The organism is Mycobacterium sp. NPDC004974, from assembly GCF_053600815.1.
Window position 1 is genome coordinate 32739 of the sequence record NZ_JBSGAQ010000001.1, and the last position, 24210, is coordinate 56948.

Annotated in this window: 29 protein-coding genes; 18 read left to right on the plus strand and 11 right to left on the minus strand. The window is 65.3% G+C overall.

What is annotated here, in order from left to right; genetic code table 11:
* Nucleotides 1-19: 19 nt before the first annotated feature.
* Nucleotides 20-400: a glutamyl-tRNA amidotransferase gene (locus tag ACWEFV_RS00160; RefSeq protein WP_450068647.1), complete on the minus strand. Its 381-nt coding sequence runs from the start codon at nucleotides 398-400 to the stop codon at nucleotides 20-22.
* Between the two features lie 235 nt (nucleotides 401-635).
* On the opposite strand from ACWEFV_RS00160, the gene ACWEFV_RS00165 reads away from it, so the two are divergent.
* Together ACWEFV_RS00165 and poxB are read left to right on the plus strand one after the other, a co-directional pair.
* A complete protein-coding gene (locus tag ACWEFV_RS00165) occupies nucleotides 636-1403 on the plus strand; it encodes an SDR family NAD(P)-dependent oxidoreductase (protein ID WP_090424937.1) in 768 nt (255 codons plus the stop codon).
* Nucleotides 1404-1473: 70 nt separating this feature from the next.
* Nucleotides 1474-3210 carry a ubiquinone-dependent pyruvate dehydrogenase gene (poxB, locus tag ACWEFV_RS00170; protein WP_450068648.1) on the plus strand — a complete coding sequence of 579 codons (1737 nt, stop codon included), beginning with the start codon at nucleotides 1474-1476 and terminating at the stop codon, nucleotides 3208-3210.
* A gap of 4 nt (nucleotides 3211-3214) precedes the next feature.
* On the opposite strand, the gene ACWEFV_RS00175 is transcribed toward poxB, so the two are convergent.
* Nucleotides 3215-3889, minus strand: a complete 675-nt coding sequence (locus ACWEFV_RS00175) for a winged helix-turn-helix transcriptional regulator (protein ID WP_135453482.1) — start codon at nucleotides 3887-3889, stop codon at nucleotides 3215-3217.
* 172 nt (nucleotides 3890-4061) lie between these two features.
* On the opposite strand from ACWEFV_RS00175, the gene ACWEFV_RS00180 reads away from it, so the two are divergent.
* Nucleotides 4062-4877 (plus strand): class I SAM-dependent methyltransferase, encoded by an 816-nt coding sequence (locus tag ACWEFV_RS00180; protein ID WP_450069239.1) that lies wholly within the window; start codon nucleotides 4062-4064, stop codon nucleotides 4875-4877.
* Between the two features lie 47 nt (nucleotides 4878-4924).
* A complete protein-coding gene (locus tag ACWEFV_RS00185; RefSeq protein ID WP_450068649.1) occupies nucleotides 4925-5989 on the plus strand; it encodes a phosphotransferase family protein in 1065 nt (354 codons plus the stop codon).
* Nucleotides 5990-6014: 25 nt separating this feature from the next.
* Here the strand turns inward: ACWEFV_RS00185 and ACWEFV_RS00190 are convergent, their stop codons facing one another.
* The gene (locus ACWEFV_RS00190; RefSeq protein ID WP_135453485.1) at nucleotides 6015-6776 is read right to left on the minus strand and encodes a sulfite exporter TauE/SafE family protein; all 762 of its coding nucleotides are present in this window, start codon (nucleotides 6774-6776) and stop codon (nucleotides 6015-6017) included.
* Nucleotides 6777-6966: 190 nt separating this feature from the next.
* Between ACWEFV_RS00190 and ACWEFV_RS00195 the strand changes: the two genes are divergently transcribed.
* Nucleotides 6967-7452 (plus strand): homocitrate synthase, encoded by a 486-nt coding sequence (locus ACWEFV_RS00195; RefSeq protein WP_450068650.1) that lies wholly within the window; start codon nucleotides 6967-6969, stop codon nucleotides 7450-7452.
* Between the two features lie 87 nt (nucleotides 7453-7539).
* On the opposite strand, the gene ACWEFV_RS00200 is transcribed toward ACWEFV_RS00195, so the two are convergent.
* The gene (locus ACWEFV_RS00200; RefSeq protein WP_450068651.1) at nucleotides 7540-9021 is read right to left on the minus strand and encodes a cytochrome P450; all 1482 of its coding nucleotides are present in this window, start codon (nucleotides 9019-9021) and stop codon (nucleotides 7540-7542) included.
* A gap of 128 nt (nucleotides 9022-9149) precedes the next feature.
* On the opposite strand from ACWEFV_RS00200, the gene ACWEFV_RS00205 reads away from it, so the two are divergent.
* Together ACWEFV_RS00205 and ACWEFV_RS00210 are read left to right on the plus strand one after the other, a co-directional pair.
* Nucleotides 9150-9803, plus strand: coding sequence for a TetR/AcrR family transcriptional regulator (locus tag ACWEFV_RS00205; RefSeq protein ID WP_450068652.1), 654 nt, complete (start codon nucleotides 9150-9152; stop codon nucleotides 9801-9803).
* Between the two features lie 22 nt (nucleotides 9804-9825).
* The gene (locus tag ACWEFV_RS00210; protein ID WP_135453491.1) at nucleotides 9826-10707 is read left to right on the plus strand and encodes an SDR family oxidoreductase; all 882 of its coding nucleotides are present in this window, start codon (nucleotides 9826-9828) and stop codon (nucleotides 10705-10707) included.
* Here ACWEFV_RS00210 and ACWEFV_RS00215 read toward each other — a convergent pair.
* The 3 genes from ACWEFV_RS00215 to ACWEFV_RS00225 are packed head-to-tail and all read right to left on the minus strand — an operon-like array spanning nucleotide 10704 to nucleotide 13579.
* The gene (locus ACWEFV_RS00215; RefSeq protein WP_450068653.1) at nucleotides 10704-11882 is read right to left on the minus strand and encodes an AAA family ATPase; all 1179 of its coding nucleotides are present in this window, start codon (nucleotides 11880-11882) and stop codon (nucleotides 10704-10706) included. The two genes, ACWEFV_RS00210 and ACWEFV_RS00215, sit on opposite strands and share 4 nt — an antisense overlap.
* A 10-nt stretch (nucleotides 11883-11892) precedes the next feature.
* Nucleotides 11893-12969, minus strand: coding sequence for a DNA polymerase IV (locus ACWEFV_RS00220; protein ID WP_450068654.1), 1077 nt, complete (start codon nucleotides 12967-12969; stop codon nucleotides 11893-11895).
* Nucleotides 12970-12973: 4 nt separating this feature from the next.
* A complete protein-coding gene (locus ACWEFV_RS00225) occupies nucleotides 12974-13579 on the minus strand; it encodes a TetR/AcrR family transcriptional regulator (RefSeq protein ID WP_135453494.1) in 606 nt (201 codons plus the stop codon).
* An 89-nt stretch (nucleotides 13580-13668) separates the two neighbouring features.
* On the opposite strand from ACWEFV_RS00225, the gene ACWEFV_RS00230 reads away from it, so the two are divergent.
* The 9 genes from ACWEFV_RS00230 to ACWEFV_RS00270 all read left to right on the plus strand — a co-directional run bounded on the left by ACWEFV_RS00230 (nucleotide 13669) and on the right by ACWEFV_RS00270 (nucleotide 20444).
* The gene (locus tag ACWEFV_RS00230) at nucleotides 13669-14211 is read left to right on the plus strand and encodes an NAD(P)H-dependent oxidoreductase (protein ID WP_450068655.1); all 543 of its coding nucleotides are present in this window, start codon (nucleotides 13669-13671) and stop codon (nucleotides 14209-14211) included.
* 502 nt (nucleotides 14212-14713) lie between these two features.
* Nucleotides 14714-14953, plus strand: a complete 240-nt coding sequence (locus tag ACWEFV_RS00235) for a redoxin NrdH (protein WP_450068656.1) — start codon at nucleotides 14714-14716, stop codon at nucleotides 14951-14953.
* A gap of 37 nt (nucleotides 14954-14990) precedes the next feature.
* Nucleotides 14991-15443: a class Ib ribonucleoside-diphosphate reductase assembly flavoprotein NrdI gene (gene nrdI / locus ACWEFV_RS00240; RefSeq protein WP_450068657.1), complete on the plus strand. Its 453-nt coding sequence runs from the start codon at nucleotides 14991-14993 to the stop codon at nucleotides 15441-15443.
* 17 nt (nucleotides 15444-15460) lie between these two features.
* A complete protein-coding gene (gene nrdE, locus ACWEFV_RS00245) occupies nucleotides 15461-17578 on the plus strand; it encodes a class 1b ribonucleoside-diphosphate reductase subunit alpha (protein ID WP_450069240.1) in 2118 nt (705 codons plus the stop codon).
* A gap of 27 nt (nucleotides 17579-17605) precedes the next feature.
* On the plus strand, nucleotides 17606-18385 hold the full coding sequence (locus ACWEFV_RS00250; protein ID WP_450068658.1) for an NUMOD3 domain-containing DNA-binding protein: 780 nt from the start codon (nucleotides 17606-17608) through the stop codon (nucleotides 18383-18385).
* A 610-nt stretch (nucleotides 18386-18995) separates the two neighbouring features.
* Complete coding sequence (locus ACWEFV_RS00255) at nucleotides 18996-19136, plus strand: hypothetical protein (RefSeq protein WP_450068659.1); 141 nt, start codon at nucleotides 18996-18998, stop codon at nucleotides 19134-19136.
* A 112-nt stretch (nucleotides 19137-19248) separates the two neighbouring features.
* Nucleotides 19249-19770: a DUF2628 domain-containing protein gene (locus ACWEFV_RS00260; protein ID WP_450068660.1), complete on the plus strand. Its 522-nt coding sequence runs from the start codon at nucleotides 19249-19251 to the stop codon at nucleotides 19768-19770.
* Nucleotides 19771-19828: 58 nt separating this feature from the next.
* Entirely contained in the window at nucleotides 19829-19993 is a 165-nt protein-coding gene (locus ACWEFV_RS00265) for a hypothetical protein (protein ID WP_450068661.1), read from the plus strand.
* Nucleotides 19994-20090: 97 nt separating this feature from the next.
* Complete coding sequence (locus ACWEFV_RS00270) at nucleotides 20091-20444, plus strand: cupin domain-containing protein (protein ID WP_450068662.1); 354 nt, start codon at nucleotides 20091-20093, stop codon at nucleotides 20442-20444.
* An 82-nt stretch (nucleotides 20445-20526) separates the two neighbouring features.
* On the opposite strand, the gene ACWEFV_RS00275 is transcribed toward ACWEFV_RS00270, so the two are convergent.
* Entirely contained in the window at nucleotides 20527-20949 is a 423-nt protein-coding gene (locus ACWEFV_RS00275; protein WP_450068663.1) for a CDGP domain-containing protein, read from the minus strand.
* A 183-nt stretch (nucleotides 20950-21132) separates the two neighbouring features.
* Between ACWEFV_RS00275 and ACWEFV_RS00280 the strand changes: the two genes are divergently transcribed.
* Nucleotides 21133-21699, plus strand: a complete 567-nt coding sequence (locus tag ACWEFV_RS00280; protein ID WP_450068664.1) for a metallophosphoesterase — start codon at nucleotides 21133-21135, stop codon at nucleotides 21697-21699.
* A 41-nt stretch (nucleotides 21700-21740) separates the two neighbouring features.
* On the opposite strand, the gene ACWEFV_RS00285 is transcribed toward ACWEFV_RS00280, so the two are convergent.
* The 3 genes from ACWEFV_RS00285 to ACWEFV_RS00295 all read right to left on the minus strand — a co-directional run bounded on the left by ACWEFV_RS00285 (nucleotide 21741) and on the right by ACWEFV_RS00295 (nucleotide 23466).
* The gene (locus ACWEFV_RS00285) at nucleotides 21741-22199 is read right to left on the minus strand and encodes a hypothetical protein (protein ID WP_450068665.1); all 459 of its coding nucleotides are present in this window, start codon (nucleotides 22197-22199) and stop codon (nucleotides 21741-21743) included.
* A gap of 40 nt (nucleotides 22200-22239) precedes the next feature.
* Nucleotides 22240-22497 (minus strand): hypothetical protein, encoded by a 258-nt coding sequence (locus ACWEFV_RS00290; protein WP_450068666.1) that lies wholly within the window; start codon nucleotides 22495-22497, stop codon nucleotides 22240-22242.
* 582 nt (nucleotides 22498-23079) lie between these two features.
* Nucleotides 23080-23466 carry a DUF5997 family protein gene (locus tag ACWEFV_RS00295; protein ID WP_450068667.1) on the minus strand — a complete coding sequence of 129 codons (387 nt, stop codon included), beginning with the start codon at nucleotides 23464-23466 and terminating at the stop codon, nucleotides 23080-23082.
* Nucleotides 23467-23494: 28 nt separating this feature from the next.
* On the opposite strand from ACWEFV_RS00295, the gene ACWEFV_RS00300 reads away from it, so the two are divergent.
* Nucleotides 23495-24208 carry a LysR family transcriptional regulator substrate-binding protein gene (locus ACWEFV_RS00300; RefSeq protein WP_450068668.1) on the plus strand — a complete coding sequence of 238 codons (714 nt, stop codon included), beginning with the start codon at nucleotides 23495-23497 and terminating at the stop codon, nucleotides 24206-24208.
* The last annotated feature ends 2 nt before the right edge of the window (nucleotides 24209-24210 follow it).

A 24210-nucleotide genomic window follows, 5' to 3' on the forward strand; every position in this document is an offset into this window, starting at 1 on the left:
CCTCAGCGTGCCACGGGGCTCAGACAACCTCCGGGGTTTGGCTGAGCACCTGCGTCAGGACGGAGGCCTCCGATTGCAGGTCCGCCGCGCGTTGGTGATGCCCATTCGCGATGTATTGGTCTGCCGCCGTGAGTCGTTCATCGACCTCTGTCTGAATGAGGCCGCGAATCTCGGCGTCACTGAGCGCCCGGCGGGCGACCTCGGTCGAGCCCACCCCGGACACCGCACCCGCGATCGGTCCGCCGATGCGGGTATCGGTCTGGTCGGCCTGCGGCGTCTCCGCGTTGTCGATGGCGCTCAACGCCGATCGGATCGCGGTGACGCTGGTGGCGTCGCGGGACTTGCGCGCCGACAGCAGGGATTCGCGGAGTCGGTCGCGCCAGTGCTGGGCAGGTGTCATGGCAGGCGAACTTAACGGGGTCGTGGGGCGGCGTCGAGGGTTTTTCGCACGCTCGTCGACGGTGAGGGAGCGCGGAATGCCGGCGACATGCGGCGTGTCAGGGAACAGGCATGCACGGTCGCGGTGCAGGGGAACCGGAAGAGGAAGAAAAAAAGGGGGAACCCGAAAGGCTTACCGGAAGGGTTGATGGGATAGGTTGCTTTACGATTTCGGTCATTTTTGGAAAGGAAGCTAGATGGAGATCGAAGGCAAGAAGGCGATCGTCGTCGGCGGCGCGTCGGGCTTCGGCCGGGCCACCGCTGAGGCATTGGCCAAGCGTGGCGCCAGCGTGGCTGTGCTGGACCGGCCCCAGTCCAAGGGGCAGGAAGTGGCCGACGCGATCGGCGGCTCGTTCTTCCCCGTCGACGTCACCGACTTCGACGGCACCGAAAAGGTGCTGGAAGAGGCCGTCGCGGCGCTAGGTGGCCTGCACATCATCGTGACCACCGCAGGTGGTGGCATCGGTGAGCGCACCATCAAGAAGGACGGTCCACACAGCCTGGACTCGTTCCGCTCCACCATCGACCTCAACCTGATCGGCACGTTCAACATCAGCCGGCTGGCGGCCTGGCACATGAGCAAGAACGAGCCGGTCGATGCCGAGGCCGAGGAGCGCGGCGTCATCATCAACACCGCCTCGATCGCGGCGTTCGAGGGTCAGATCGGTCAGGTTGCCTACACCGCGTCCAAGGCGGCCATCGCCGGGATGTGCCTGACCATGGCGCGCGACCTGGGCAGCCTGGGGATCCGGGTGCTGGCCATCGCGCCGAGCCTGTTCGCCACCGGACTGACCGAAGGCATCCCCGACGAGTTCGCCGCGGTGCTGACCAAGGACGCCGCGTTCCCCAAGCGGTTGGGCAAGCCCGAGGAGTACGCCAAGCTCGCCGTCGCGATCGCCGAGAACCCGATGCTCAACGGCCAGTGCCTGCGTCTGGACGCCGGCCAGCGCTTCGCCCCCAAGTAGAGTGAATCCGGCGTGATCGAGGGCGCCCAGCGTCACCGATCACGCCGGAATCGCATACCGGGGAGGCGTCATGGCGACGATTGCAGACCAGGTCATCTCCACCCTGACGTTGAGCGGGGTACGACGGGTCTACGGTCTTCCCGGCGACAGCCTCAACGGCTTCACCGACGCCATCCGGCGCAGCGGCGAGATCACCTGGGAGCACGTCCGGCACGAGGAGACCGCCGCGTTCGCCGCGGCCGCTGACGCCGCACTGACCGGGCAACTGGCCGTGTGTGCGGGTAGTTGCGGGCCGGGCAACCTGCACTTGATCAACGGACTATTCGACGCGCAGCGCAGCCGCGTCCCGGTGCTGGCGATCGCCGCCCACATTCCGCGCACCGAGATCGGGTCGGAGTACTTCCAGGAAACCCATCCCCAGGACCTCTTTCGCGAATGCAGCGTCTACTGCGAACTCGTCAGCACTCCCGAGATGGCGCCGCGCATCCTGGAGATGGCGATGCGAGCGGCCGTCGAGGAGAACGGCGTCGCCGTCGTCGTCATCCCCGGTGAGATCTTCCTGCAGCGTGCGGGGGAGACCGGTTGGACGGCACGCCCGGTGCGGCCCACCCGATCGATCGTGCGCCCGGACGACGAGTCGGTGCGCCGGGCCGCCGACATCCTCAACAGCGCCGAGCGCGTCACGATCCTGGGCGGCGCGGGCGTGGCCGGTGCGCACGACGCCCTGATCGAACTGGCGTCAGCCCTGCAGGCCCCGATCGTTCATGCGTTGCGCGGCAAGGAATTCATCGAGTACGACAACCCTTTCGACGTCGGCATGACCGGACTGCTCGGGTTCGCCTCGGGCTACAAGGCCATCAAGGAGGCCGACACCCTGCTGATGCTGGGCACTGACTTCCCGTATCAGCAGTTCTATCCCGAGGGCGCCACCGTCATCCAGGTCGACATCCGCGGCCGCAATCTGGGCCGCCGCACCCCGATCGACCTCGGCCTGCGCGGCAGCGTCGCCGACACGCTGGCCGCACTCCAGCCGCTGCTGCGGCCCAAGACCAACCGGGAGCACCTCGACCGGTCGTTACGCCACTACCGCAAGACGCGCTCCACCCTCGATTCGCTCGCCGTCAACGATCGCGACAAGACCCCGATCCGGCCGGAATATGTTGCTGCGCTTGCCAACCGGCTCGCTTCCGACGATGCGGTGTTCACCTGCGACGTGGGGTCCCCGGTGGTGTGGGCGGCTCGCTACCTGACCATGAACGGTCGGCGCAGGCTGGTCGGGTCGTTCAACCACGGCAGCATGGCCAACGCGCTGCCGCACGCGATCGGCGCGCAGACGGCGTTCCCGGGCCGGCAGGTGGTCGCACTGGCCGGTGACGGCGGTCTGACGATGCTCTTCGGTGAGTTGGTGACGCTGATCCAGAACCGGTTGCCGGTCAAGCTGATCGTCTTCAACAACTCGTCGTTGAATTTCGTCGAGCTCGAGATGAAGGCCGCGGGCATCGTCACGTTCGGCACCGACCTGGTCAATCCTGACTTCGCCGCAGTCGCTCAGTCCATGGGCGTGTTCGGCCGGCGGGTCACCGAACCGGCAGACCTCGAGCGCGCCATTGCCGATGCCTTCGCCCACGACGGCCCCGCCGTCATCGACGTGCTCACCGCCCGCCAGGAACTGTCGATACCGCCGGCGATCACGGTCGAGCAGGCCAAGGGGTTCTCGCTCTACGCGATCCGCACGATCCTCGCGGGGCGTGCCGACGAACTCCTGGACCTTGTCACCACCAACGTCGCCCGCCGGATCCTGGACTGACCGCTCAGGCCGGCCGCGGAATCGCAGCCGCAGTGCTCTGGCCCAGCCATTTCGGGATAGCCCGGCGGACGTCAGCGGAGCCTGACAAGGCGACACTGCCATCGAGCACGGCACGCGCCCACCCGGCGTCACCGCGCCAGATCTCGATCAGAGTGCGCAGGTGGGTCTGTACGGTGCCGGCCACCTCGTAGCCGGGATCGAAATCGCACACGTCGGCCTGCCCGTCGCTGACCGTCAGCCACCACCTCGACGACTTGGGCGCGACACCGTCGAGGACGAACGCGATCGTGGTGCGCGAGCGCGGCCAGTCCCCGATGGGGATGGTGCGGCGCATGTCCCACATCAGCAGGTGCGGATCGAGATCCTGCTCGCCGAGCTCACCGATCCACCGCACGCCCCACGACCCGAGTGCATCGACCACGCCGGCGAGTTCCTGGCCACATGGAGTGAGGGAGTAGTTTGTGCGCCCGTCTATTTCGGAGCGTTCGATCACCCCGGCGCGGGTCAGCGATTTCAGCCGCTTGGACAACAGTGCCGGGGACATCTTCGGCACACCGCGGCGCAGATCGTTGAAGTGGGCGCTGCCCCGCAGTAGTTCTCGGACCACCAACAAGGTCCAGCGTTCGTCGAGCAACTCCATGGCCTTGGCCACGGGACAGAACTGGCCATATGTCGACATCGGCGGTCTTCCTCCCCGGGAGAGTGCGCAGTGTCTTAAGTACACCGCTGTCGTGGCCCGGAAGCCAGTACAGATCCAGAACCTGGCCCACTACAGATCTGGTACTGGAATGGCCGCACCTCGCGGGATGACGATGGAACCGACCGGAGAAATGGACGATGGGAGTCTGGCCATGAACGTCACGATCGCCGACAGTGAGCTTGAGGCCAAACACCGGGCGCTGTGGGCGCTCGGAGACTACGCGGCGATCGCCGCGAACATCGTGCGCCCGCTGGGCCCCGTGCTGGTCGCAGCCAGCGGCGTCGGGCCCGGTGACCGCGTGTTGGACGTGGCTGCCGGCACCGGCAACGCCGCCATCCCCGCTGCCGCGACCGGTGCGCGGGTGACCGCCAGCGACCTGTGCCCGGAACTGGTCGAACAGGGACGTCAACTCGGAGCGGAAGCCGGAGTGGCGATCGACTGGGGAGAGGCCAACGCCGAGGCATTGCCCTACGGCGACCACTCCTTCGACATTGTGTTGTCCTGCATCGGGGTGATGTTCGCCCCGCACCACCAGCGGGCCGCTGACGAACTCCTGCGCGTGACCCGTCCGGGTGGGCGGATCGGTCTCATCGCCTGGACGCCTGAAGGTTTCATCGGGCAGCTGTTCGCCACCATGAAGCCGTACGTGCCGGCGCCGCCACCGGGGGTGTCCCCGCCGCCGCGGTGGGGAGACGAGGAGTATGTGCGCACCCTGTTGGGGGACCGGGTCGGCGAGTTGACCTGTGAGCGGCGGCAACTGGAGGTCACCGCGTTCACCGACGGCGCCGCGTTCCGCGACCACTTCAAGGCCAACTACGGCCCGACCATCTCGGCCTACCGGGCCATCGCCGCAGACACCGATCGGGTCGCGGCACTGGACGCCGAGATCGCCGCGCTCGGCGACCGGTTCCTCACCGATTCCACGATGCCGTGGGAATACCTGCTGACAGTGGTAGACGTACGCTGATCGGCCGAACCACCCTGGGCGACCGGGGCAGCTGGCACCATGACTGCATGCCCGACGATGTTCAGGAACTGCCGTCACTCAGTGCCACCGATCAGGACGCCATTCAGCGGTGGTTGCAGGATCAGCGGATCGGAACGACCCTGACCGACGTGGCACCGCTGACCGGCGGGACCCAGAACATCGTGGTGGGCATGAGCGTCGACGGTCGTCGAATGGTGTTGCGGCGGCCGCCTTTACACCCCCGTCCGACCAGTGACAAGACCATGCTGCGGGAGATCGCGGTGCTGCGCACGCTGGCCGGTTCAGCCGTGCCTCATCCAGGATTCATCGCCGCCTGCACCGACCTCGACGTCATCGGCGTCGTGTTCTACCTGATGGAGGAGGTCGACGGATTCAACCCCGGTACCGAGGTGAGTCCGGCGTATGAGGCCGATGCCGACCTGCGTTACCGCGTCGGATTGTCGTATGCCGGCAGCCTCGCCGAACTGGGCAACGTCGCCTGGGAGAACAGCGAACTCGCCGCGATCCGCCGGCCGGGATCCTTTCTGGCCCGGCAGGTTCCGCAATTCCTGGGGCTTCTCGACAGCTACCGGCATGAGCAGTATTCACCCGAATCGTTGACGGGCGTGGGGGAGTTGGCGCAGTGGCTGGAGGACAACCGCCCACCGGACGCTGAACCCGGCATCATGCACGGCGACGCGCACCTCAACAACGTCCTGTTGCGCCGGGACACCCCCGAGCTGGCCGCGTTCATCGATTGGGAGATGGGCACGATCGGCGATCCACTGCTCGATCTCGGGTGGATGCTGGTGTGCTGGCCCGACGATCCCAATCCGATCAACGCGGGGTCGGCGCTGGCCGCCCTCGGCGGTCTGGCCCACCGCAGTGAACTCATAGCGTCCTACCGCGCCGCCGGGGGTCGCCAGACCGACCGGCTGGATTGGTATGTGGCGCTGGCCTGTTTCAAACTCGGCATCGTCATCGAGGGCACCTGGTCGCGGTACCTGGCCGGGCGGGCCAGCCGCGACGCCGGCGAGCAACTTCACGCGTCGGCGGAGAACCTCCTCGCGCTGGGGACTCGGGTCGCCAAGGGGGACAACCCGTTCGAGTAGTCCCGAGTAATCCGCGCGGGGGAATTCAGTACGTGTCGAGCGCGAGCTTGACGGCAAGGGCCACGCCCGCCGCGCCGATCAGGAATCGCAGCGGAGCGGCGGGTGCGTGCCGCACGATCACCGGGCCCAGGCGTGAGCCGATCAGGCACCCGGCGCCCAACGGGATGACGGCCGGCCAGTACACCGGGGCAACCACGATGAACGCCACCGCGGCAACCGAATTGGCTACACCGAGGATCACGTTCTTGGCGGCGTTGGCATGCGCGAGCGTCGCACCGCCGGTCCGCAGCAGCAGCGCCAGCAGCAGCACTCCGGCCGCGGCACCGAAGTAGCCGCCATAGATGGTGATCAGGAAGATCGCCCCGGCCTCCATGGCCACCTTGATCCGATGCTCACGGTGATCGGCCACCCGCGACTCCCGCTGGCGGCCACGCGGCAGCAGAATCGCCACCGATGCGAACGCCAACAGGAAGGGGACGACCTTCTCGAAGCCCTCGGCCGGTGTGCACAGCAGTAGGGCCGCGCCGAGTGCCCCACCGGCCACCGCGACCGGGATGATCCGTTTGATCCACGCCCCCTGCCCGGCGAGCTCGGGCCGCGACCCCAGCACCGAACCGACGCCGTTGAACACCAACGCCACGGTGTTGGTCACGTTGGCGGTGACCGGAGGCAAGCCGATGAGCAGCAGTGCGGGATAGGTGGCCACCGAGGCCAGTCCGGCGATACTGCCGGTGAGTCCGCCGCCGATACCGGCCAGGACGAGCAGGACGACCTCACCGACGCTCATGCCGTCCCCACTCCGCCGACACTACGTACTCAAAGTGTTTGCGTGACCGGCCGGGCTGCGTCTAGCATCGCCAACGTGCCAAGGCGACTCGTAGTAGCAACCCGCAGCGGGGTCTGATCAGACCGACCCCTCGCTGTGGGTCGTTCGCTACTTCCGTCGGTCACTTCCTCTAACCAGAGAAGACCGGCACATGCACACCTCTCCTGAAACCGCTCCGCAGTCGTCGTTCGCGGCCCATTTCACCGACCCGCTGCCGCGTGGCCTGCGCGAAGCCGGCCAGACCGCCTCCTGGGACCAGTTCCTGGACGAATACGCGGCCGGCCCGGGAGTGTTGAAACTGGGCCAGTGGACCTGCACCGATACGGAGCGTTCAGCCAGCAGGCTGGGGCCGCAGGCTCGCCACTACCAGGCCACGTTGGCCCTGGGCGACACCATCAGTACCTTGACCGCGGCCGCGAGCGGGCCCATCGCCGCACTCACCGAGATGCTCTACGCGCGGGGGATCACGGTCGAGACCATGTCGTTTCACCAGCTGCCCACCGGCGGTCGGACCGCGACTTTCATCGAAGGCTGCGACGGCCTGCACAGCGAGTGGGCGATGGGGCTCGCCGATGATCCGGAGCAGTCGGCGCTGTACGCCGTGATCGCCTGTGCCAACCGGCTGATGGAAGCCTGATTGCTGCCTGTCAGCGCCGAATGGCCAGTTGTTGCACGCAAATTCCAGGAAACCGTGCAATAACCGGCCAATCGGTCATCGAATGCCTCAGTGCAGCGGGCGCAGCACGATCGGCATACCGTCGATCGGTACCGGCATGCCCCCGTAGTCGTAGTGCGGCCGGTAATCCGGGCTGGCGAGTTCCAGCTTGTAACGCCGCAGCAGCCGGTGCATCACGGTCTTGATCTCCAACTGGCCGAACACCATGCCGATGCACTTGTGCGCGCCACCGCCGAACGGGGCGAACGCGTAGCGGTGCCGCTTGTGCTCGCTGCGCGGCTCGGCGAAGCGGTCCGGGTCGAACTTGTCCGGGTCGGTCCACAGCTCGGGCAACCGGTGGTTGATCGACGGCCAGGTCACCACGCTCGTCCCGGCCGGGATGAAGTAGCCCAGCAGTTCGGTGTCGCGCACGGCCTCGCGGAAGTTGAACGGCAGCGGCGTCATCATCCGCAGTGATTCGTTGATCACCAGGTCGTAGGTTTCCAGCTTCTCCAGTGACTCGAAGTCCAGCGGTCCGTCGCCGATACGCGCGGAGTCGTCGCGCAGGCGTTCCTGCCATTCCGGATTGGCCGCCAGGTGATAGGCCATCGTCGTCATCGTCGAGGTGGACGTGTCGTGCGCAGCCATCATCACGAAGATCATGTGGCTGATGATCTGGTCGTCGGTGAAGGTCTGTCCGTCCTCGTCGGCGGAGTGACACAGCACGCTGAACATGTCGGTGCTCTCCGACCGCCGCTTCTCGCCGATGCGGCTGGCGAAGTACTCCTCGAGGGTTTTGCGCGCCTGGATCCCGCGCCACCACTTCAGCGGCGGAACCGCCGTCCGAACGATCGCATTGCCGGCCCGGGTGGTGGTGGTGAACGCGTTGTTCACCGTGGTGACCAGGGCGCGGTCGGTGCCGGCGGCAACGCCCATGAACACCTCGGAGGCGATATCGAGCGTGAGCTCCTTGATCGCCGGGTGGAACAGGAACCGCGGGTCGTCGGCCACCCAGTCATCGGCCAGCACGGTCGACGCCACCGAGTCGATGTGGGGGATGTAGCCGCTCAGTCTCGTGCGGGTGAACGCCTCCTGCATGATCCGGCGGTGGAACATGTGCTCGTCGAAGTCGAGCAGCATCAGGCCGCCCTCGAAGAAGGGGCCGATCACCGGATCCCAGGCCCGCTGCGAGAAGTCCTTGTTGCGGTTGGAGAAGACCGCCTGGGTGGCGTCGGGACCCAGCGCCATCACCGATGACAGCGCGGGGGACTGGGCGTAGTAGAGCGGTCCGTACTTGCGGTACTGCTCCAGGACGAAGTCGGGACCCCCGCGGAAGATCTCGATCATGTGGCCGATGATCGGCAAACCGGAGTCACCGAGGATCGGCTTGAGGCCACTGCCGGCCGGCGGTTCTGCGAACACGAACTGGTCCCAGTCCTTGGCCTTCAGCCTCTTCTCCAGCGCACCCATGCCCGGCAATGTGTTGGGCGTCGGGGTGAACCGGCGCTTGGCCTGATCGAGCAGGTAATGCGGGGTGCTGATGGTTGCCATGGGCCGCTCCTGACCATTGAAAGCCTGACGAAGTGTGGTCGATGTCACCACTTGAGGCCATCCTGGCTGTCAGACTTGACGCATGTCAAGTTTTGAACTGGCGCGTCGCGGTGCAAAGGTCTAGTGCCATGACCGCCGAATCGATACCGGGGAGCAGTAGCGGCTCCACCGGGCGTCCGCAGGCCCGTCGCAGCCGGGGTGACCGGCAACGCGAGGCCATCGTGGCGGCCGTGCGGGACCTGCTCGAGGAGCAGTCGTTCGCCGATTTGTCGGTGAGCACCATCAGTGAACGCGCCGGGGTGGCCCGATCGGGCTTCTACTTCTATTTCGATTCGAAGTACGCGGTGCTGGCCGTGATCGTGTCCGACGCGATGGAACAACTCGCCGCGTTGACGCACAACTACGCGCCCCGGGATGCCGGTGAAACACCTGCCGCTTTCGCCAAGCGGATGGTCGGCAGTGCGGCAACCGTGTTCGCCACCAACGACCCGATCATGTCTGCCTGCACCGTCGCTCAGAACACCGACGCCCAGATCCGGGAGTTGATGAACGACTACGAGGACGCCGTGATCGGTCAGATCGTCGGCCTCGTCGAACAGGATGCGGGTGCCCGCCCGATCTCGAACGACCTCCCGGCGCTGGTACGCACCCTGGTGGCGACGACGGCGATGACGCTGTCGCACGACTCGGCCTTTGTCGGGCGGGGCGCCGACCCGGCCCGCGCGGTCGACGTGGTCGAGCGACTGTGGCTCAACGCACTGTGGGGTGGCCAAGCGGGTTAGCGTCACAGGTAAGGTCACCGCTATGGGGAGTGATACCGCGGGTAACGGCCGAGCCGACTTTCGTGGCAAGAGGTGTTTGATCACAGGCGCCGCCAGCGGCATCGGCCGGGCCACCGCGCTGGCCCTGGCAGCTCGGGGCGCTGAGTTGTACCTGACCGACCGGGACGAAGTCGGGCTGGCCCAGACCGTTGCCGATGCCAGGGCGCTGGGCGCCCAGGTGCCCGCACACCGGGCGCTGGACATCTCCGACTACGACCAGGTGGCGGCCTTCGGTGCCGACATCCATGCGGCGCATTCGGCGATGGACGTGGTGATGAACATCGCCGGAGTGTCGGCCTGGGGGACCGTCGACCAACTCACCCATCAACATTGGCGCTCGATGATCGACGTCAACCTGATGGGCCCGATCCACGTGATCGAGACGTTCCTGCCGCCGATGGTGCAGGCCCGCCGCGGTGGGCACCTGGTGAATGTGTCCTCGGCGGCCGGCATCGTCGCGTTGCCGTGGCACAGTGCCTACAGCGCCAGCAAGTACGGGTTGCGCGGGTTGAGTGAAGTGCTGCGTTTCGACCTGGCGCGGCACCGCATCGGGGTGTCGGTAGTGGTGCCAGGTGCGGTGAAAACCGGTCTGGTGCAGACGGTTCAGATCGCCGGTGTGGATCGGGAGGACCCGAATGTGCAGAAGTGGGTGGACCGGTTCGCCGGCCACGCGATCTCCGCGGAGAAGGCCGCCGACAAGATCCTGGCCGGGGTGGCACGCAACCGCTTCCTGATCTACACCTCGGTGGACATCCGTGCCTTGTACGCGTTCAAACGCACCGCGTGGTGGCCCTACAGCGTGGCGATGCGACAGGTCAACGTGCTGTTCAGCCGGGCGTTGCGGCCGAAATCCGTGCAGCCCTAGCGTTTTCCCCAATGCCAGGACGGCGTGTTGAGCATGCCGAACCCTTCCACCTTCGTTTCACCCCATTGCTTGTAGAGCTCCACCTCGATCGCCGTGCTGGGCTGCTCGTCGGCGGCGGGGGTGGTCTCCAGGAAATCCAACAGCGCACGTGAGTGCGTCACCACGACCACCTGGGACTGTTTCGCGGCGCTCTTGATGAGGGAGGCCAGTGGTCGAACCAGGTCGGGGTGCAAAGATGTCTCGGGCTCGTTGAGCACCATGAGCGATGGCGGCCGGGGGCTGGCCAGCGCCGTGGCCCACAACAGGAAACGCAGTGTGCCGTCCGATAATTCGGCGGCGCGCAACGGGCGGAGCATGCCGCGTTGACGCAGCTGAAGGTCGAACAGCCCGTCGTTGACCGCAACCGAGATGGTGGCCCCGTCGAACGCGTCGGCCACCGCACGGGCCAGATCGTCGAAGGTCGTTTCGACGATCGTCTGAACTGCCGCGGCCAGATCTGAGCCGTCGTCGGAGAGCACGGGGGTACGGGTACCGACGTGCGGCCGGCGAGCCGGCGCTCCGGCGTCGACCCGGAATCCGTCGTAGAACCGCCAGTCGCGCAGCCGGTCCGAGACGGCCGACAATTCGGGCAGCGCGTCCGGGTGTGCGTACTCGGCGAGCACGCTGCGGTAGGAAGGCAGCGAGCGGGTCAGTTCATCGAACCCCCGGCCTGATTGCGCGGCCACCTCGGCGTATTCGCGGGTGCGACGCACGAGCGCCGAGGCGGGACGCAACACCGGTCCGGCGAACACCACTTCCCGTTTGATCTCCGGATCGAGCGCGAATGCCGACGGCTCGCCACCCGATCCAGCCATCTGCGGCAGGCCCAGGTCCACCAGATATCCGAAATCGTCTGCGGCGAAGCCGAGTTCGAGCGACACCGGGCGGGTGCGGGTGGTGCCCTGGGTCTGTTCGTTCGGCTGTTCGGGCCCAGCCCATAGGACCGACTGCAGGCCCCCCTCCCGGGCCAGTGAGCCGATCACCTGGCCCCGCCCGCAGTCCGCCAGCAGCCGCAGCGCGCGGTAGATCGATGACTTGCCGGTGCCGTTGGCGCCGGTGACCACCGTGAGGTCGGTCAGCGGCAGGATCACCTCCCGCAAGGAGCGGTAGCCCCGAATCGCGATGGTCTGCAACATGGGGTCGAGGTTATTGGTCGGCGGTGACAACCGGGCCGATCGGACGCTCGGATTCGCCGTCATCCATGGACAGTTCCAGGCGTACGCCCAGTAGCCGGATCGGTCGGTCCAGCTCGAACTGGTCGAACACCGCCAGCGCGGTCTCGGTGATGACGCCGGCGTCCGTGCCGGGCGAACTCAGCTTGCGGATCTTCGTGCGCGTGTAGAACGTCGCCGTGCGCACCGTGACCGCCACCCGAGTGACGATGCGGCCCTGCTCGACCACCTCGTCGAGGGTCCGCCGGGTCAGCTCGCGGATCGCGTCGTCCATCTCGCTGCGTTCGGTGAGGTCGGCGGCGAAGGTGATGACGTGACTGCGTGATCGCGGAATCCAGGGTTCGGAGCTCACCTCGGTATCGCCACCGCCTTTGGCCAGCAACAGGATCCATAGCCCCGTACTGGGCCCGAACGCCGAGGTGAGGATGGTGGCATCGGTGGCGGCCAGATCGGCAACCGTGGTGATGCCCAGCGTGGCAAGCTTTTTGGTGGTCTTGGGGCCGACGCCCCACAGCGCATCGGGCGGACGGTCACCCATCACCGACATCCAGTTGGCTTCGGTGAGCGCGTAGACGCCCGCGGGTTTGGCCAGCCCGGTCGCCACCTTGGCGCGCTGTTTGTTGTCGCTGATGCCGACCGAGCAGGACAGCCCGGTTTCGGCGGCGATCACGGTGCGGATGCGCTCGGCCAGCTCGACCGGATCGCTCACGTCGGCCCCCAGATAGGCCTCGTCCCAACCCCAGACCTCCAGCGGGTGGCCGAGATCGCGCAGCAGACCCATCACCTGCTCGGACGCCGCGTCGTAAGCGTCAGGGTCCGACGGTAGGAAGGTGGCGTCGGGGCATTTGCGTGCCGCGGTGCGCAACGGCATTCCGGCGTGCACACCGAACTCACGCGCCTGATACGACGCACAGGTGACCACCTTGCGGGGTTCGGTCGGATCACCGCTGCCGCCGACGATGACGGGCAGGCCCTCGAGTTCAGGGCGACGGCGCAGCTCCACCGACGCCAGGAACTGGTCCAGGTCGACGTGCAGCACCCAAGCGGTCATGGTGCTAGTGGCCACACAACTTGCGGGCGGTGTCCTGCCACGCCGCTGTGAGCTCGTCGAGGCTGCGGCCGAGGGAGAGCTGGTGGGCCAGGTAGTCGGGGTTCAACAGTGCGATCAGGGCGTCGGTTTGGGCATCGAGATCACCTGTGGTGCCCGCGGTTTCGAGCAGCATCCGGACGTGGGTGCGGTGCAGGGTGAACGGGCCGGCGTAGCGCAGGGCGGGATCGCGGATGGCGTCGGACAGTAGGGCTTGGTGGCAGTGCACGAACCGGAGCCGATCCGCGCCGTAGGCCAGCAGCCGCTCCAGCGGGGGCGCGCCGGGCCCCAGTGGGGGTGGGCCGAACATGAAGGCGTTCTGTTCGGCGGTCTCGTCCTCGTCGAGCAGCACCATCATCAGCCCCGCACGGCTACCGAACCTTCGGAACACCGTTCCTTTTCCGACGCCTGCCTCGACCGCGATATCGTCGGTACTGACCGCGTCGGGCCCGCGTTCGGCGATGAGCCGGCGCGCGGCATCGAGAATAAGGGCGCGGTTTCGAGCGGCATCGCCGCGTTCCTGTGGCACCTGGTCGATGCCCGCGAGCTGGGTCGGGCGGTCGGAGGCTGCCACAACTGCACTTTAACTCAGGTGGAATTAATCGGACCACAGTCCGGTTGATCGTTGCAAGAATCGGGTCAGACGAACAAGGAGTGGTGAACATGGCCGATGTCAAGGTCCTGGTGTTGGTAGGAAGTCTGCGTGCGGCGTCGATCAACCGGCAGCTCGCCGAGTTGGCGGTGGAGCAGGCGCCCGACGGCGTGGAACTGCGAATCTTCGATCGGCTGGGGGAGTTGCCGTTCTACAACGAGGACATTGACACCGCGGATGTGGCCGAGCCCGTGGTCGCGCTGCGGGCGGCGGCCGCCGAGGCCGACGCCGCACTGGTCGTTACGCCCGAATACAACGGCAGCATCCCGGGTGTGTTGAAGAACGCGATCGACTGGCTGTCCCGGCCGTTCGGCAACGGTGCGCTCAAGGACAAGCCGCTCGCGGTGGTGGGTGCCGCGCTCGGGCAGTACGGCGGCGTGTGGGCGCACGACGAGACCCGCAAGTCCTTCGGCATCGCCGGACCGCGCGTGGTCGAGGATCTCAAGCTCTCGGTGCCGGCCAAGGCGCTCGATGGCAAGCATCCGAGGGAGAACGCGGAGGTCGCCGAGGCGCTGCGCGACATTGTGGGCAAGCTCACAGTTGAGGTCGGCTGAGGGTTCGTCTTCGCGTTTTGCCGTTCACGCCGCTTTCCGGCAAAATCTTGCCGCCGGCTGGGTCACTCCGACCCGGCCGGCGGCTTTGCTATTGGGGGGCGCCCCGGTGTGTGCCAGGCCACTTTGTCGGTGGCTGGTGCTACATCTAGTGGTGCGGCGCGACACGGTCTGTCAAGTCGAGCGCGACACGCCGTGGACGTGGTTGCTGGCAAGCTTACGACCTGGGAATTTCAGAAATGTTATTCAGAACATCTTGTATGACTTCGAACTGTCGGCCACTAGGTGTAGTGTCTGGGAGACCGACAGGCCACCACAGTTCGGGAGCCGGCCGGAGCGCAGCGAATCCGGCCGGGTCGGTTTCAAGACCAGCCGGGGAGCGGCTTCGACCGGCAGGAATTTTGGCGGCCCGAAGGTCGCTGAACTTAAGCAAAACGTAAGACCCGATCAGTTGCCAGTCACCTGTCTAGTTTGTTCACTTTCCGCAAGAGGAGCCGTACCGAAGATGACCGTCACCGTGTACACCAAGCCCGCATGCGTGCAGTGCAACGCCACCTACAAGGCGTTGGAGAAGCAGGGCATCGCGTTCGAGAAGGTCGACATCACCCTCGACAGCGAGGCCCGTGACTACGTCATGGCGCTCGGTTACCTGCAGGCCCCGGTTGTCGTGGCCGGCAACGAGCACTGGTCGGGCTTCCGTCCGGATCGGATCAAGACACTCAGCACGGTCGCGGCCACTGCGTAACGGAATGTAATCACCACGGGGGAGGACGGAGAACACGATGAGCCACCTCGTCTACTTCTCCAGTGTCTCGGAAAACACCCACCGCTTCGTCCAGAAGTTGCAGTGGCCCGACGACCGAGTCACCCGGATCCCGCTGCGCGGCCGTATCGAGGTGAGCGGGCCCTACGTTCTGATCCTTCCCACCTACGGCGGCGGCCGTGCCACCCCCGACATCAACAACGGCGGCTATGTGCCCAAGCAGGTCATCGCGTTTCTGAACAATGAACACAATCGTTCGTTGATCCGCGGTGTCATCGCCGCGGGCAACAACAACTTCGGTGCGGAGTTCGCCTACGCGGGCGACGTTGTCTCGCGGAAATGCGGTGTGCCGTACCTGTATCGATTCGAACTCATGGGAACTCCGGACGACGTTGACGCTGTCCGTGCGGGGTTGAAAGACTTTTGGAAGGACCAGACGTGCCACCAACCGTCACAGCTGCAGAGCCTGTAACCAACCCCGGGCACGCCCTGCCCGGCGAGACTGATTACCACGCGCTCAACGCGATGCTGAATCTGTACGACGCCGACGGCAAGATTCAGTTCGACAAGGATGTGCTCGCCGCGCGGGAGTACTTCCTGCAGCACGTCAACCAGAACACGGTGTTCTTCCATAGCCAGGACGAGAAGCTCGATTACCTGATCGAGAAGGAGTACTACGAGCGCGAGGTGCTCGATCAGTACAGCCGCAATTACGTGAAGTCACTGCTGGATCGGGCCTTCGCCAAGAAGTTCCGGTTCCCGACCTTCCTGGGCGCGTTCAAGTACTACACCTCTTATACGCTCAAGACCTTCGACGGGAAGCGCTACCTCGAGCGCTTCGAAGATCGCGTGGTGATGGTCGCGCTCACTCTCGCCGCCGGTGACACCGAGCTGGCCGAGAAGCTCGTCGACGAGATCATCGACGGCCGATTCCAGCCGGCCACGCCCACCTTCCTCAACTCGGGCAAGAAGCAGCGCGGCGAGCCGGTGTCCTGCTTCCTGCTGCGCATCGAGGACAACATGGAGTCCATCGGGCGCTCCATCAACTCTGCGCTGCAGCTGTCCAAGCGCGGTGGCGGAGTGGCCTTGCTGCTGACCAACATTCGTGAGCATGGCGCCCCGATCAAGAACATCGAGAACCAGAGCTCGGGCGTCATCCCGATCATGAAGCTGCTGGAGGACTCGTTCTCCTACGCCAACCAGCTCGGAGCCCGCCAGGGAGCCGGTGCGGTGTACCTGCATGCGCACCACCCCGACATCTACCGGTTCCTCGACACCAAGCGTGAGAACGCCGACGAGAAGATCCGGATCAAGACGCTCTCGCTGGGCGTGGTGATCCCGGACATCACCTTCGAGTTGGCCAAGAAGAACGAGGACATGTACCTGTTCTCGCCGTACGACGTCGAGAAGGTTTACGGCGTTCCGTTCGCCGACATCTCGGTGACCGAGAAGTACCACGAGATGGTCAACGACGGCCGGATCCGCAAGACCAAGATCAAGGCGCGCGAGTTCTTCCAGACGCTGGCCGAGCTGCAGTTCGAGTCGGGCTACCCGTACATCATGTACGAGGACACGGTGAACCGGGCCAACCCGATTGCCGGCAAGATCACCCACTCCAACCTGTGCTCGGAGATCCTGCAGGTCTCTACCGCCTCGGAGTTCAACGACGATCTGTCCTATTCCAAGGTGGGCAAGGACATCTCGTGCAACCTGGGGTCGATGAACATCGCGAAGACGATGGACTCACCGGACTTCGCCCAGTCCATCGAGGTGGCCATCCGGGCGCTGACCGCGGTGAGCGATCAGACGCACATCTGGTCGGTCCCGTCGATCGAACAGGGCAACAACAGCTCGCACGCGATCGGCCTGGGGCAGATGAATCTGCACGGGTACCTGGCCCGCGAACGGATCCATTACGGCTCCGAAGAGGGCATCGACTTCACCAACATCTACTTCTACACCGTGCTGTTCCACGCCTTGCGGGCATCGAATCTCATTGCGATCGAACGTGGTACGAGTTTCGGCGGGTTCGAGAACTCCAAGTACGCCTCCGGTGAGTTCTTCGACAAGTACACCGATCAGGTGTGGGAGCCGGCCACCGACAAGGTCCGGCAGATCTTCGCCGATGCGGAGATCCACATCCCGACGCAGGACGACTGGAAGCAGTTGAAGGAGTCGGTGCAGAAGCACGGCATCTACAACCAGAACTTGCAGGCGGTCCCGCCGACCGGGTCGATCTCCTACATCAACCACTCGACGTCGTCGATCCACCCCGTGGCGTCGAAGATCGAGATCCGCAAGGAAGGCAAGATCGGCCGGGCCTACTACCCGGCGCCGTACCTGACCAACGACAACCTGGAGTACTACCAGGACGCGTATGAGATCGGTTACGAGAAGATCATCGACACCTACGCTGCGGCGACTCAGCATGTGGATCAAGGTCTTTCACTGACGCTGTTCTTCAAGGACACCGCCGACACCCGCGAGGTCAACAAGGCGCAGATCTACGCCTGGCGCAAGGGCATCAAGACGCTGTACTACATCCGCTTGCGGCAGATGGCACTGCAAGGCACTGAGGTGGAAAACTGCGTCAGCTGCATGTTGTGACGATTCGTTGCTGACAGTGCACATTTCGTGACTGCTGAACCTCCGACCGGTGGCCTGATCTATGGCGTCAGGCTCCGGTCGGAGGTCGTATATCGATATGTTGGCCTTACGACGAAAACTGCGCAGGTTCGGATTCGGCAACACTTCAAAGTCGCTGCCGCTGGGCGGAAGACGCCGTTTTACGATTGGTTACGCAAGCAGGATCGCGACAACGTCATTGCGGTTCCGCTGGACTGGGCAGACGGACTCGACGAGCTTGGTGAGGCCGAGATTGCCTGGATAGCTCTTCTCAGACAAGAGGGGCACTCCTTGTTGAACCTCGCGGACGGTGGCCTTGGACCGACGGGCGTGGAATGGAGCGCGGAGATGCGGGAGGCTGCGAGGATCCGATCGACCGGTCGTAAGGTTCCTAGTCGATTTGGGGAGGAGAACCCGTTCTATCAGCGGGAGCACTCCGCCGAGCAACGAGCGAAATGGTCCGCGGCGCGTAAGGGGACCAATGTCGGCGCTGACAATCCGAACTACGGGAAGTTCGGAGCTGACCATCCCAGTTTCGGTCACGTGATGTCGGAAGAGGCCAAGGCCAATCTTTCCGAAATGCGGAAGGGCGCCGGAAATCCGAACTTTGGGCGTACTGCGAACGAAGAAACGCGCGCCAAGATGTCCGCCGCGCGGAAAGGCCGGCCGATGCCGTCGAGTCGGCGCAGTGCTCACACGCGTCATCACACGAACAAGGGCGTGTTCAAGGACACGTGCCAACACTGCCGCGACGATCAGCCGGCTTGGCGGCCGCGGTCGTCGGACTAAGGTCGGGAAGACCCCTTAAAGTTTTGGGGCTTCTTCGGCCCTCCAGATACGGTTGCGGTCATAGCCTTTCGCCACGCACGTTTCCATTCCTCCGTGAACACGCCGAGGATATCCGCTGGACCGCCGAACAGCTCGCGAGCTCGTCCGTGACCGCCTGCAGTCGAAGCCGGTGACGTAACCGTCATCTACACTCCAAACCATGAGGTAGGTAGCTGCGCGACTGACTTTCACCAGCCGGTGTGGTTAGGCTCCCGGCTATCGCTGCTAGCGATCTGAGCGGCGGCCGGGGAGTCGCGCGAGTGGATCGCGTCGCGGACCGACGCGTTGCCCGTCAGCTACAAACCGCTTTGACGTACCGCGGTGGGACATGTCGACGGGTGATAGATGGGAGGCTCACCGGAGACTCTGTCGGAGATTGTCCGTCGAAACCCCTTGCAGGAGTTGCTCTCGGGAGATCAGATCGGCGACCCCATCGCAGATTGGCTGGTGGAACATTGATCTCGGCGTCGGACGATTGGCCCGCCGACGTGTCGTCGCCGCAATGATGGAGGCGCTGCGCGCCAACAGTCTCGACAAAGTACCTCACTGAGGGCTCCGAGGAGGAATGACGATGGCATACCTGGCGGGACAGCTGCTCTTCTTGGCTGTCGTCGCGGCGCTGATCGGCGGCGTGATCTGGGCGGTGTCGGTGATGCGCAAGCCGCGCCCGCCGCTTGAGGACGACGACGAAGGCGACGACGGTGAGTGGTGAACCGATTCTCTGCGGCGCACACAGCACGTAGAGACCGCCACTCTGCGGCAGGTGCCGGAATGGCAGCGCCGCAGGCAAACACCGAGTCTCACTCGACAGCTATTATCGCGCGGTGACCGACAACAGCTTTCCTCCTCAGTACTCGCATGACCCGCAGAGCCCATACGGGGCGCAGAACCCCTATGGGGCGCCGAACCCGTATGGGGCGCCCGCGCCGGGCCCGGCGGCCTTCGAGGTGCCCGAGAAGTGGCGCAGCCGGTTCGACTTCTTCTCACGCTACGGCCAGCCCGCGTCCTCGCCCGAGGCAAAGGCCGCGTTCAAGCAGCTCTCGTTCGGACAGCGGATGCGGCTCGGAGCAAACGGTCCGGCGTTCTTCTTCGGCCCGATCTACTTCGCTATCAAGGGGCCTTGGCGCAAGGGCCTCACCATCTTCGGCATTTCGTTCGTGTTGAGCTTCATCATCGCGCTCATCGAGTTGACCCTGAACCTCACCTTCCCGCCGGCCGCCTACGGCGCCGCAATCGGCGTGCTCTACTCCAGCACCGCGAACTGGGCCTACTTCCTCCACGTCACCCGCGGCAGCACCAGTTGGAACCCGTACGAGGGCGTGCCGCTTTTCGGCCGGAAGAGCTGACGTCCGCGGGCTCGGCCGCGTGGCCGCAGGGTAGGGCCGTGTACGCGAAGATGTTCCGATGTCGACGACCGTTGAGGCCATCCTTGTCACCGCTCTGGTTCTCGGCATCGTTGTCGCGATATTCGGACTGATCTACCTGTGGGAGAAGTGGGGCAAAGGCACGCGGCTGGAGCAGCGCATCGATCGCTTCTTCGACCGCGTGAGCGACATGTTCGACCGGTAGCGTCGCGCATGGCGTGATCGTGGCGTCGGCCAACCGTCCGCCGCAGTACGCCCGAGGGTTCGGGAATTGTGAGCCGGCGCGCAGGGTTCGTGCACATATGACAATAAGCGGTGATGTTGCGTCGTTCGGTCCCAACGCGCCTGGATATGTGTGGAAGTCGACTACGGACGTCGAACCGATCGAAGTCTCTCCAGGTATCACCGTCCAACTGCTCTGGCAGGGTGTCAACGGTGCCAAGGCGGCGGTCACGACCATTGCGCCGGGTGCCGTCTGGGTCGGTGAAGACCTACACGACCCGGGCCCCGAAGAGGTCTATGTTGTCTCCGGGGTCTTCAACGACGGCGTGAATGACTACGCCGCAGGCACATTCCTGCACGCCCCGGCCGGGTCGTGGCATATACCGCAATCCGCGGTGGGGTGTGTGCTGTTCCTTTTCTACCCAGAAGGCTAGACAGTGCGGGGCCGGCAAATGGCCTGCCCCGCTCGAAAAACCTGCAGCGACAGTCGGATTGAGCCTGCACGCGGAAACGGCGCTAGGGCGCTGGCGCTTCTGGGGGCGCGGGCGGAGCCGGTGCCGGGTCGGGCATGTGCCCGGGTTCGTCGGGAAGTACGTCGTCGGCACGCACCTCGTAGGTGTCATCACTCCTGACCTTGTCTTCGACCCAGCCGCCGGGGTAATAGGTGCAGTTGCTGCCCCAATAGGAGTTGGAGCAGCTGCTGGTCGGGTTCTGATAGTGGCGGGGAACTCCGATGACTCGGTGCCGTGTCCAGGACCCGTCGGGGCGGATCGGTTGGTCGCAGATCTGACGCGTCTCCGACCCGAGGAAGCCCCACGGGCGATTCTCGCAGTTGGGAGGAATTTCGGCATTGGCGACGGGCGCGTGGATAGTTGTTGCGCCGATGACCATTCCTAGTCCGAGCAAGAGAAGCGTGCGGCCCATGGCGCTGGCGGTCATTGGGGTCCTTTTCGGGTGTCGATGATTGAAGGCAGCGTCAATTTACGTGAACCCGGGCACTTGCAGTGCGCAAACGGCGGTAATGCCTACGGCACGACAACGTGGCCAAACTCTGTCGCTATGCCTCCAGCGGGGCAGGAAACTCGGTCGCCACGTATCGGGCCTGCCAGCTACCGTGCGCGCGTGGACTTCTTCACCGCCGACCTGCACCTCGCGCACCCGAAGCTGGCGGGTTTGCGCGGGTTCGACACCGTGGCTGCGCACGACGCCGCAGTGATGGCGCCGCTGTATCGGCTCGATCCGAAGCACGACACGTTGTGGGCGCTCGGCGACATCTGCGCCGGCGGTGTGGCGTCCATGGAATCGGCTCTGGCGCAGCTGAGCACGCTGCGGGTGCCGATGCACCTCGTAACCGGTAACCACGACCCGGTGCATCCGATGTACCGGGGCGCGCAGAAGCGCTTCGCCGACTATGCCGCTGTGTTCGCCAGCGTGCAGCAGGTGGCGCGGACGAAGGTGGGCGGTGAAGGCGTGATACTCAGCCACTTCCCATACGCCGACGTCCCGGACAGGTTCTCGCGCACGAACTTCGACCAATACCAGTTGCCGAACCTCGGGATCTGGTTGATCCACGGACACACACACTCGGACCAGCGACGGTCGGGGAAGCGGTCGATCTGCGTGTCGCTGGAGGCGTGGGATCGGCGGCCGGCATCGGCTGAGGAGATCGCTGAGGAGATGCAGCGGTGACGCCGAGCCTGCATTGCGTCAGGGCGTAGTCGTGGGACGTCCTACCACTTCGAGGTGATCTGGTACCAGTGTTCGCCGATATTCAGCTGTCGCACATCAACCCCCGCTGAAGTGATCAGTTCCTCGGGGCTGACGAAGAACGCAGAACCGACCGGGGCTCCGCACACGTACCAGCGTTCGCGTCGGCCGCGCTCCGCGGCGATCTCTTCGAGACGACCGAGGACAGCGTGGACGGCGTCGAGGCAGTCGTTGTTGATGTCACGTGCCAGGATCTCCTGACCGTCGAGAGCGATGTAAATCTTGTCGTCGGCCGTGCGCAGGGATGTGCGGGTCACCTGGATGCCGATGTTCGCCAGCACCGCCAGAGCTTCGGTCACCAACTTCTCCACCCATTCCTGCGCCTCGCAGTCGGGGACGTAGTCAGTGTCGACAGTTGCTGCCCGGCCCCAGTATTCGTTGCTCCAGTCACCGAAGAGCTCGTGGATTGTCGTCTCGTCCATTACTGGTTCCTTGCGAACGATTATCTCGTTGAGTGTCGGGTCAGCTCGGTGTCACGATTTCGCCGCGCGGCGGCAGTTGACCGTCGCGGAGCGCCTGGTCGACCTCCGCGAGCAACTCGCTCTCGCTGAGGCCCTCCACGTCCTCCTCGTAGAGGTAGCCGGCATCGAGCGCGCTGCCGTCGGGGTATTCGAGGTAGATCAAGACGCCGTCGTCGAGGTCGTCCAGGACGTAGGTCGTGCCGGCGTACTCCGGGTCGTCACTGACGACCGCGTACCTCGCTCGCACGGAATCTGGCATATCGAGAAGTCTGCCCCACTCTGACTCCTGTTCCACACGGAAATTTCCGACGATGTCATCCCTGTGGCGTAGCGTTCCTGCTCATGCGCACAACCTCGGCCGGCGGTCTCAGGAGACCGCGGTAGCCCTGCCCCGCAGCGGATCTGCGGACTCGGTGGGGCTGCCCCAGTTCCGAGGATCCGCATGTCTCGCACCGATGCTCACGCTCCCTTCGCCGTCCGCCTGCTCCGAGAGGAAGTAACCCATCACCCGGTGCACCTCTGTGGTGGTGATCCGGCGCTCTGCTCCCTTCCTGATCTGGAAGCCGGCTGGACCACAGGTCCCGGCTGCTGCCGATGGGAGTGGACTTTCACCGGCCAGAAGTGGTGCTCGTGCTGGATGTGCCACTGGCACAGTCGTCGTCAGCCTCGCCGATCGGGTCGGGGTGCGTACCGCGGTCGACTCCGTGGAGTCGCCCGCTTGTGGAACGGCGGAGACAAGGAAGCAGCACTCGATATGTGACCGCTCGCGTTGTCGGTCGTCCAGTGGCCAGTTATTACCCGCGTACCGCGAAAGAACGTGCGATAACTGGCCATTCGACGTCTAGGCGTCGCGAGCCTGCTCCGCGCGCAGCGCCTTCAGGCGGCGCTGCTCCTGTAGCACGTTCTGGTAGCTCTCGCGTTCGGCGGTCAGCCACTCCGGCTTCTCCTCGAGCAGCTGATCGATCTGCTCGGTGGTCAGCGCATCCCCGACGCCGCCGCGCGCGAGGCCGGCGATCGAGATACCCAACTTGGCCGCCACGAGGTTCTTCGGGTGCGGCCCGTTCTTGCGGAGCTCCTTGAGCCACTGCGGCGGGTCCTCCTGCAGGGCGGCGAGCTCGGCCCTGGTGATCGCGTTCTCCTGGAACTCCGCAGGTGTCGCGGGCAAGTACACGTCCAGCTTCTTCGCCGCCGTGGCGGGCTTCATGGACTGCGCGTTTGGCCTGCTCATGGAACCAGCCTATCGGTAGCCTGAAGCAGTGACCCTGCTGTCCCTCACCCTCGGGTACGTTCCCGGGGGGACCCCGGCGAAGTGGGCGCGGATCTGGGCGGACCGCCACCCCGACGTGCCGCTGCGGTTGCGCTCTGTCGACGCGGCCGACGCGGCCGATGCGGTGCGGGCCGGCACCGTCGACGTGGCGCTGCTCCGGCTACCCGCCGACACCTCTGGGCTGGCCGTCATCCCGCTCTACGAGGAGACAACGGTGGCCGTGGTGCCGGCCGATCATATTTTCAGTGCCGTCGACGCGATCACCACCGCGGACCTCGACGGCGAGCCGACGCTGCTGCCACTCGATGATGTCGTCGACTGGGCGCGTGCTCCCGGCACGCCGGTCGATCACCGCCCGGAGACCACCGCAGACGCGATCGAACTGGTCGCCGCGGGGATGGGCGCTCTCGTCGTTCCCCAGTCGCTGGCACGGCTGCATCACCGCAAGGACCTCACCTACCGGCCGATCACCGACGCACCCACCTGCCACGTGGCGCTCGCCTTCCCCGAAGGGCAGCAGCCGGCACTGGTCGAGGAGTTCATCGGGATTGTGCGGGGCCGTAAACCCGGATCATCGCGCGGGCAGGCCCAGCCGGCACCGAAACGCACCGCACGGGAGAAGACCCTCGCGAAGCAGGCCGCCCGTGCCGCCGCGGGCAAGGTCGCCCGCAAGCCGGGCCGGACCGAGCGTGGCCGACGCTGACT

Bases quoted from the DNA above. Each gene is read 5' to 3' on its own strand.
- ACWEFV_RS00265 (WP_450068661.1), top strand. From the start codon at position 19,829: ATGTCGACGACCGTTGAGGCCATCCTTGTCACCGCTCTGGTTCTCGGC.
- ACWEFV_RS00205 (WP_450068652.1), top strand. From the start codon at position 9,150: ATGACCGCCGAATCGATACCGGGGAGCAGTAGCGGCTCCACCGGGCGT.
- ACWEFV_RS00255 (WP_450068659.1), top strand. From the start codon at position 18,996: ATGGCATACCTGGCGGGACAGCTGCTCTTCTTGGCTGTCGTCGCGGCG.
- poxB (WP_450068648.1), top strand. From the start codon at position 1,474: ATGGCGACGATTGCAGACCAGGTCATCTCCACCCTGACGTTGAGCGGG.
- ACWEFV_RS00235 (WP_450068656.1), top strand. From the start codon at position 14,714: ATGACCGTCACCGTGTACACCAAGCCCGCATGCGTGCAGTGCAACGCC.
- ACWEFV_RS00210 (WP_135453491.1), top strand. From the start codon at position 9,826: ATGGGGAGTGATACCGCGGGTAACGGCCGAGCCGACTTTCGTGGCAAG.
- ACWEFV_RS00295 (WP_450068667.1), bottom strand. From the start codon at position 23,466: ATGAGCAGGCCAAACGCGCAGTCCATGAAGCCCGCCACGGCGGCGAAG.
- ACWEFV_RS00185 (WP_450068649.1), top strand. From the start codon at position 4,925: ATGCCCGACGATGTTCAGGAACTGCCGTCACTCAGTGCCACCGATCAG.
- ACWEFV_RS00190 (WP_135453485.1), bottom strand. From the start codon at position 6,776: ATGAGCGTCGGTGAGGTCGTCCTGCTCGTCCTGGCCGGTATCGGCGGC.
- ACWEFV_RS00285 (WP_450068665.1), bottom strand. From the start codon at position 22,199: ATGGACGAGACGACAATCCACGAGCTCTTCGGTGACTGGAGCAACGAA.
- ACWEFV_RS00195 (WP_450068650.1), top strand. From the start codon at position 6,967: ATGCACACCTCTCCTGAAACCGCTCCGCAGTCGTCGTTCGCGGCCCAT.
- ACWEFV_RS00220 (WP_450068654.1), bottom strand. From the start codon at position 12,969: ATGACCGCTTGGGTGCTGCACGTCGACCTGGACCAGTTCCTGGCGTCG.
- ACWEFV_RS00215 (WP_450068653.1), bottom strand. From the start codon at position 11,882: ATGTTGCAGACCATCGCGATTCGGGGCTACCGCTCCTTGCGGGAGGTG.
- nrdI (WP_450068657.1), top strand. From the start codon at position 14,991: ATGAGCCACCTCGTCTACTTCTCCAGTGTCTCGGAAAACACCCACCGC.
- ACWEFV_RS00200 (WP_450068651.1), bottom strand. From the start codon at position 9,021: ATGGCAACCATCAGCACCCCGCATTACCTGCTCGATCAGGCCAAGCGC.
- ACWEFV_RS00230 (WP_450068655.1), top strand. From the start codon at position 13,669: ATGGCCGATGTCAAGGTCCTGGTGTTGGTAGGAAGTCTGCGTGCGGCG.
- ACWEFV_RS00270 (WP_450068662.1), top strand. From the start codon at position 20,091: ATGACAATAAGCGGTGATGTTGCGTCGTTCGGTCCCAACGCGCCTGGA.
- ACWEFV_RS00175 (WP_135453482.1), bottom strand. From the start codon at position 3,889: ATGTCGACATATGGCCAGTTCTGTCCCGTGGCCAAGGCCATGGAGTTG.
- ACWEFV_RS00275 (WP_450068663.1), bottom strand. From the start codon at position 20,949: ATGACCGCCAGCGCCATGGGCCGCACGCTTCTCTTGCTCGGACTAGGA.
- ACWEFV_RS00180 (WP_450069239.1), top strand. From the start codon at position 4,062: ATGAACGTCACGATCGCCGACAGTGAGCTTGAGGCCAAACACCGGGCG.
- ACWEFV_RS00165 (WP_090424937.1), top strand. From the start codon at position 636: ATGGAGATCGAAGGCAAGAAGGCGATCGTCGTCGGCGGCGCGTCGGGC.
- ACWEFV_RS00160 (WP_450068647.1), bottom strand. From the start codon at position 400: ATGACACCTGCCCAGCACTGGCGCGACCGACTCCGCGAATCCCTGCTG.
- ACWEFV_RS00290 (WP_450068666.1), bottom strand. From the start codon at position 22,497: ATGCCAGATTCCGTGCGAGCGAGGTACGCGGTCGTCAGTGACGACCCG.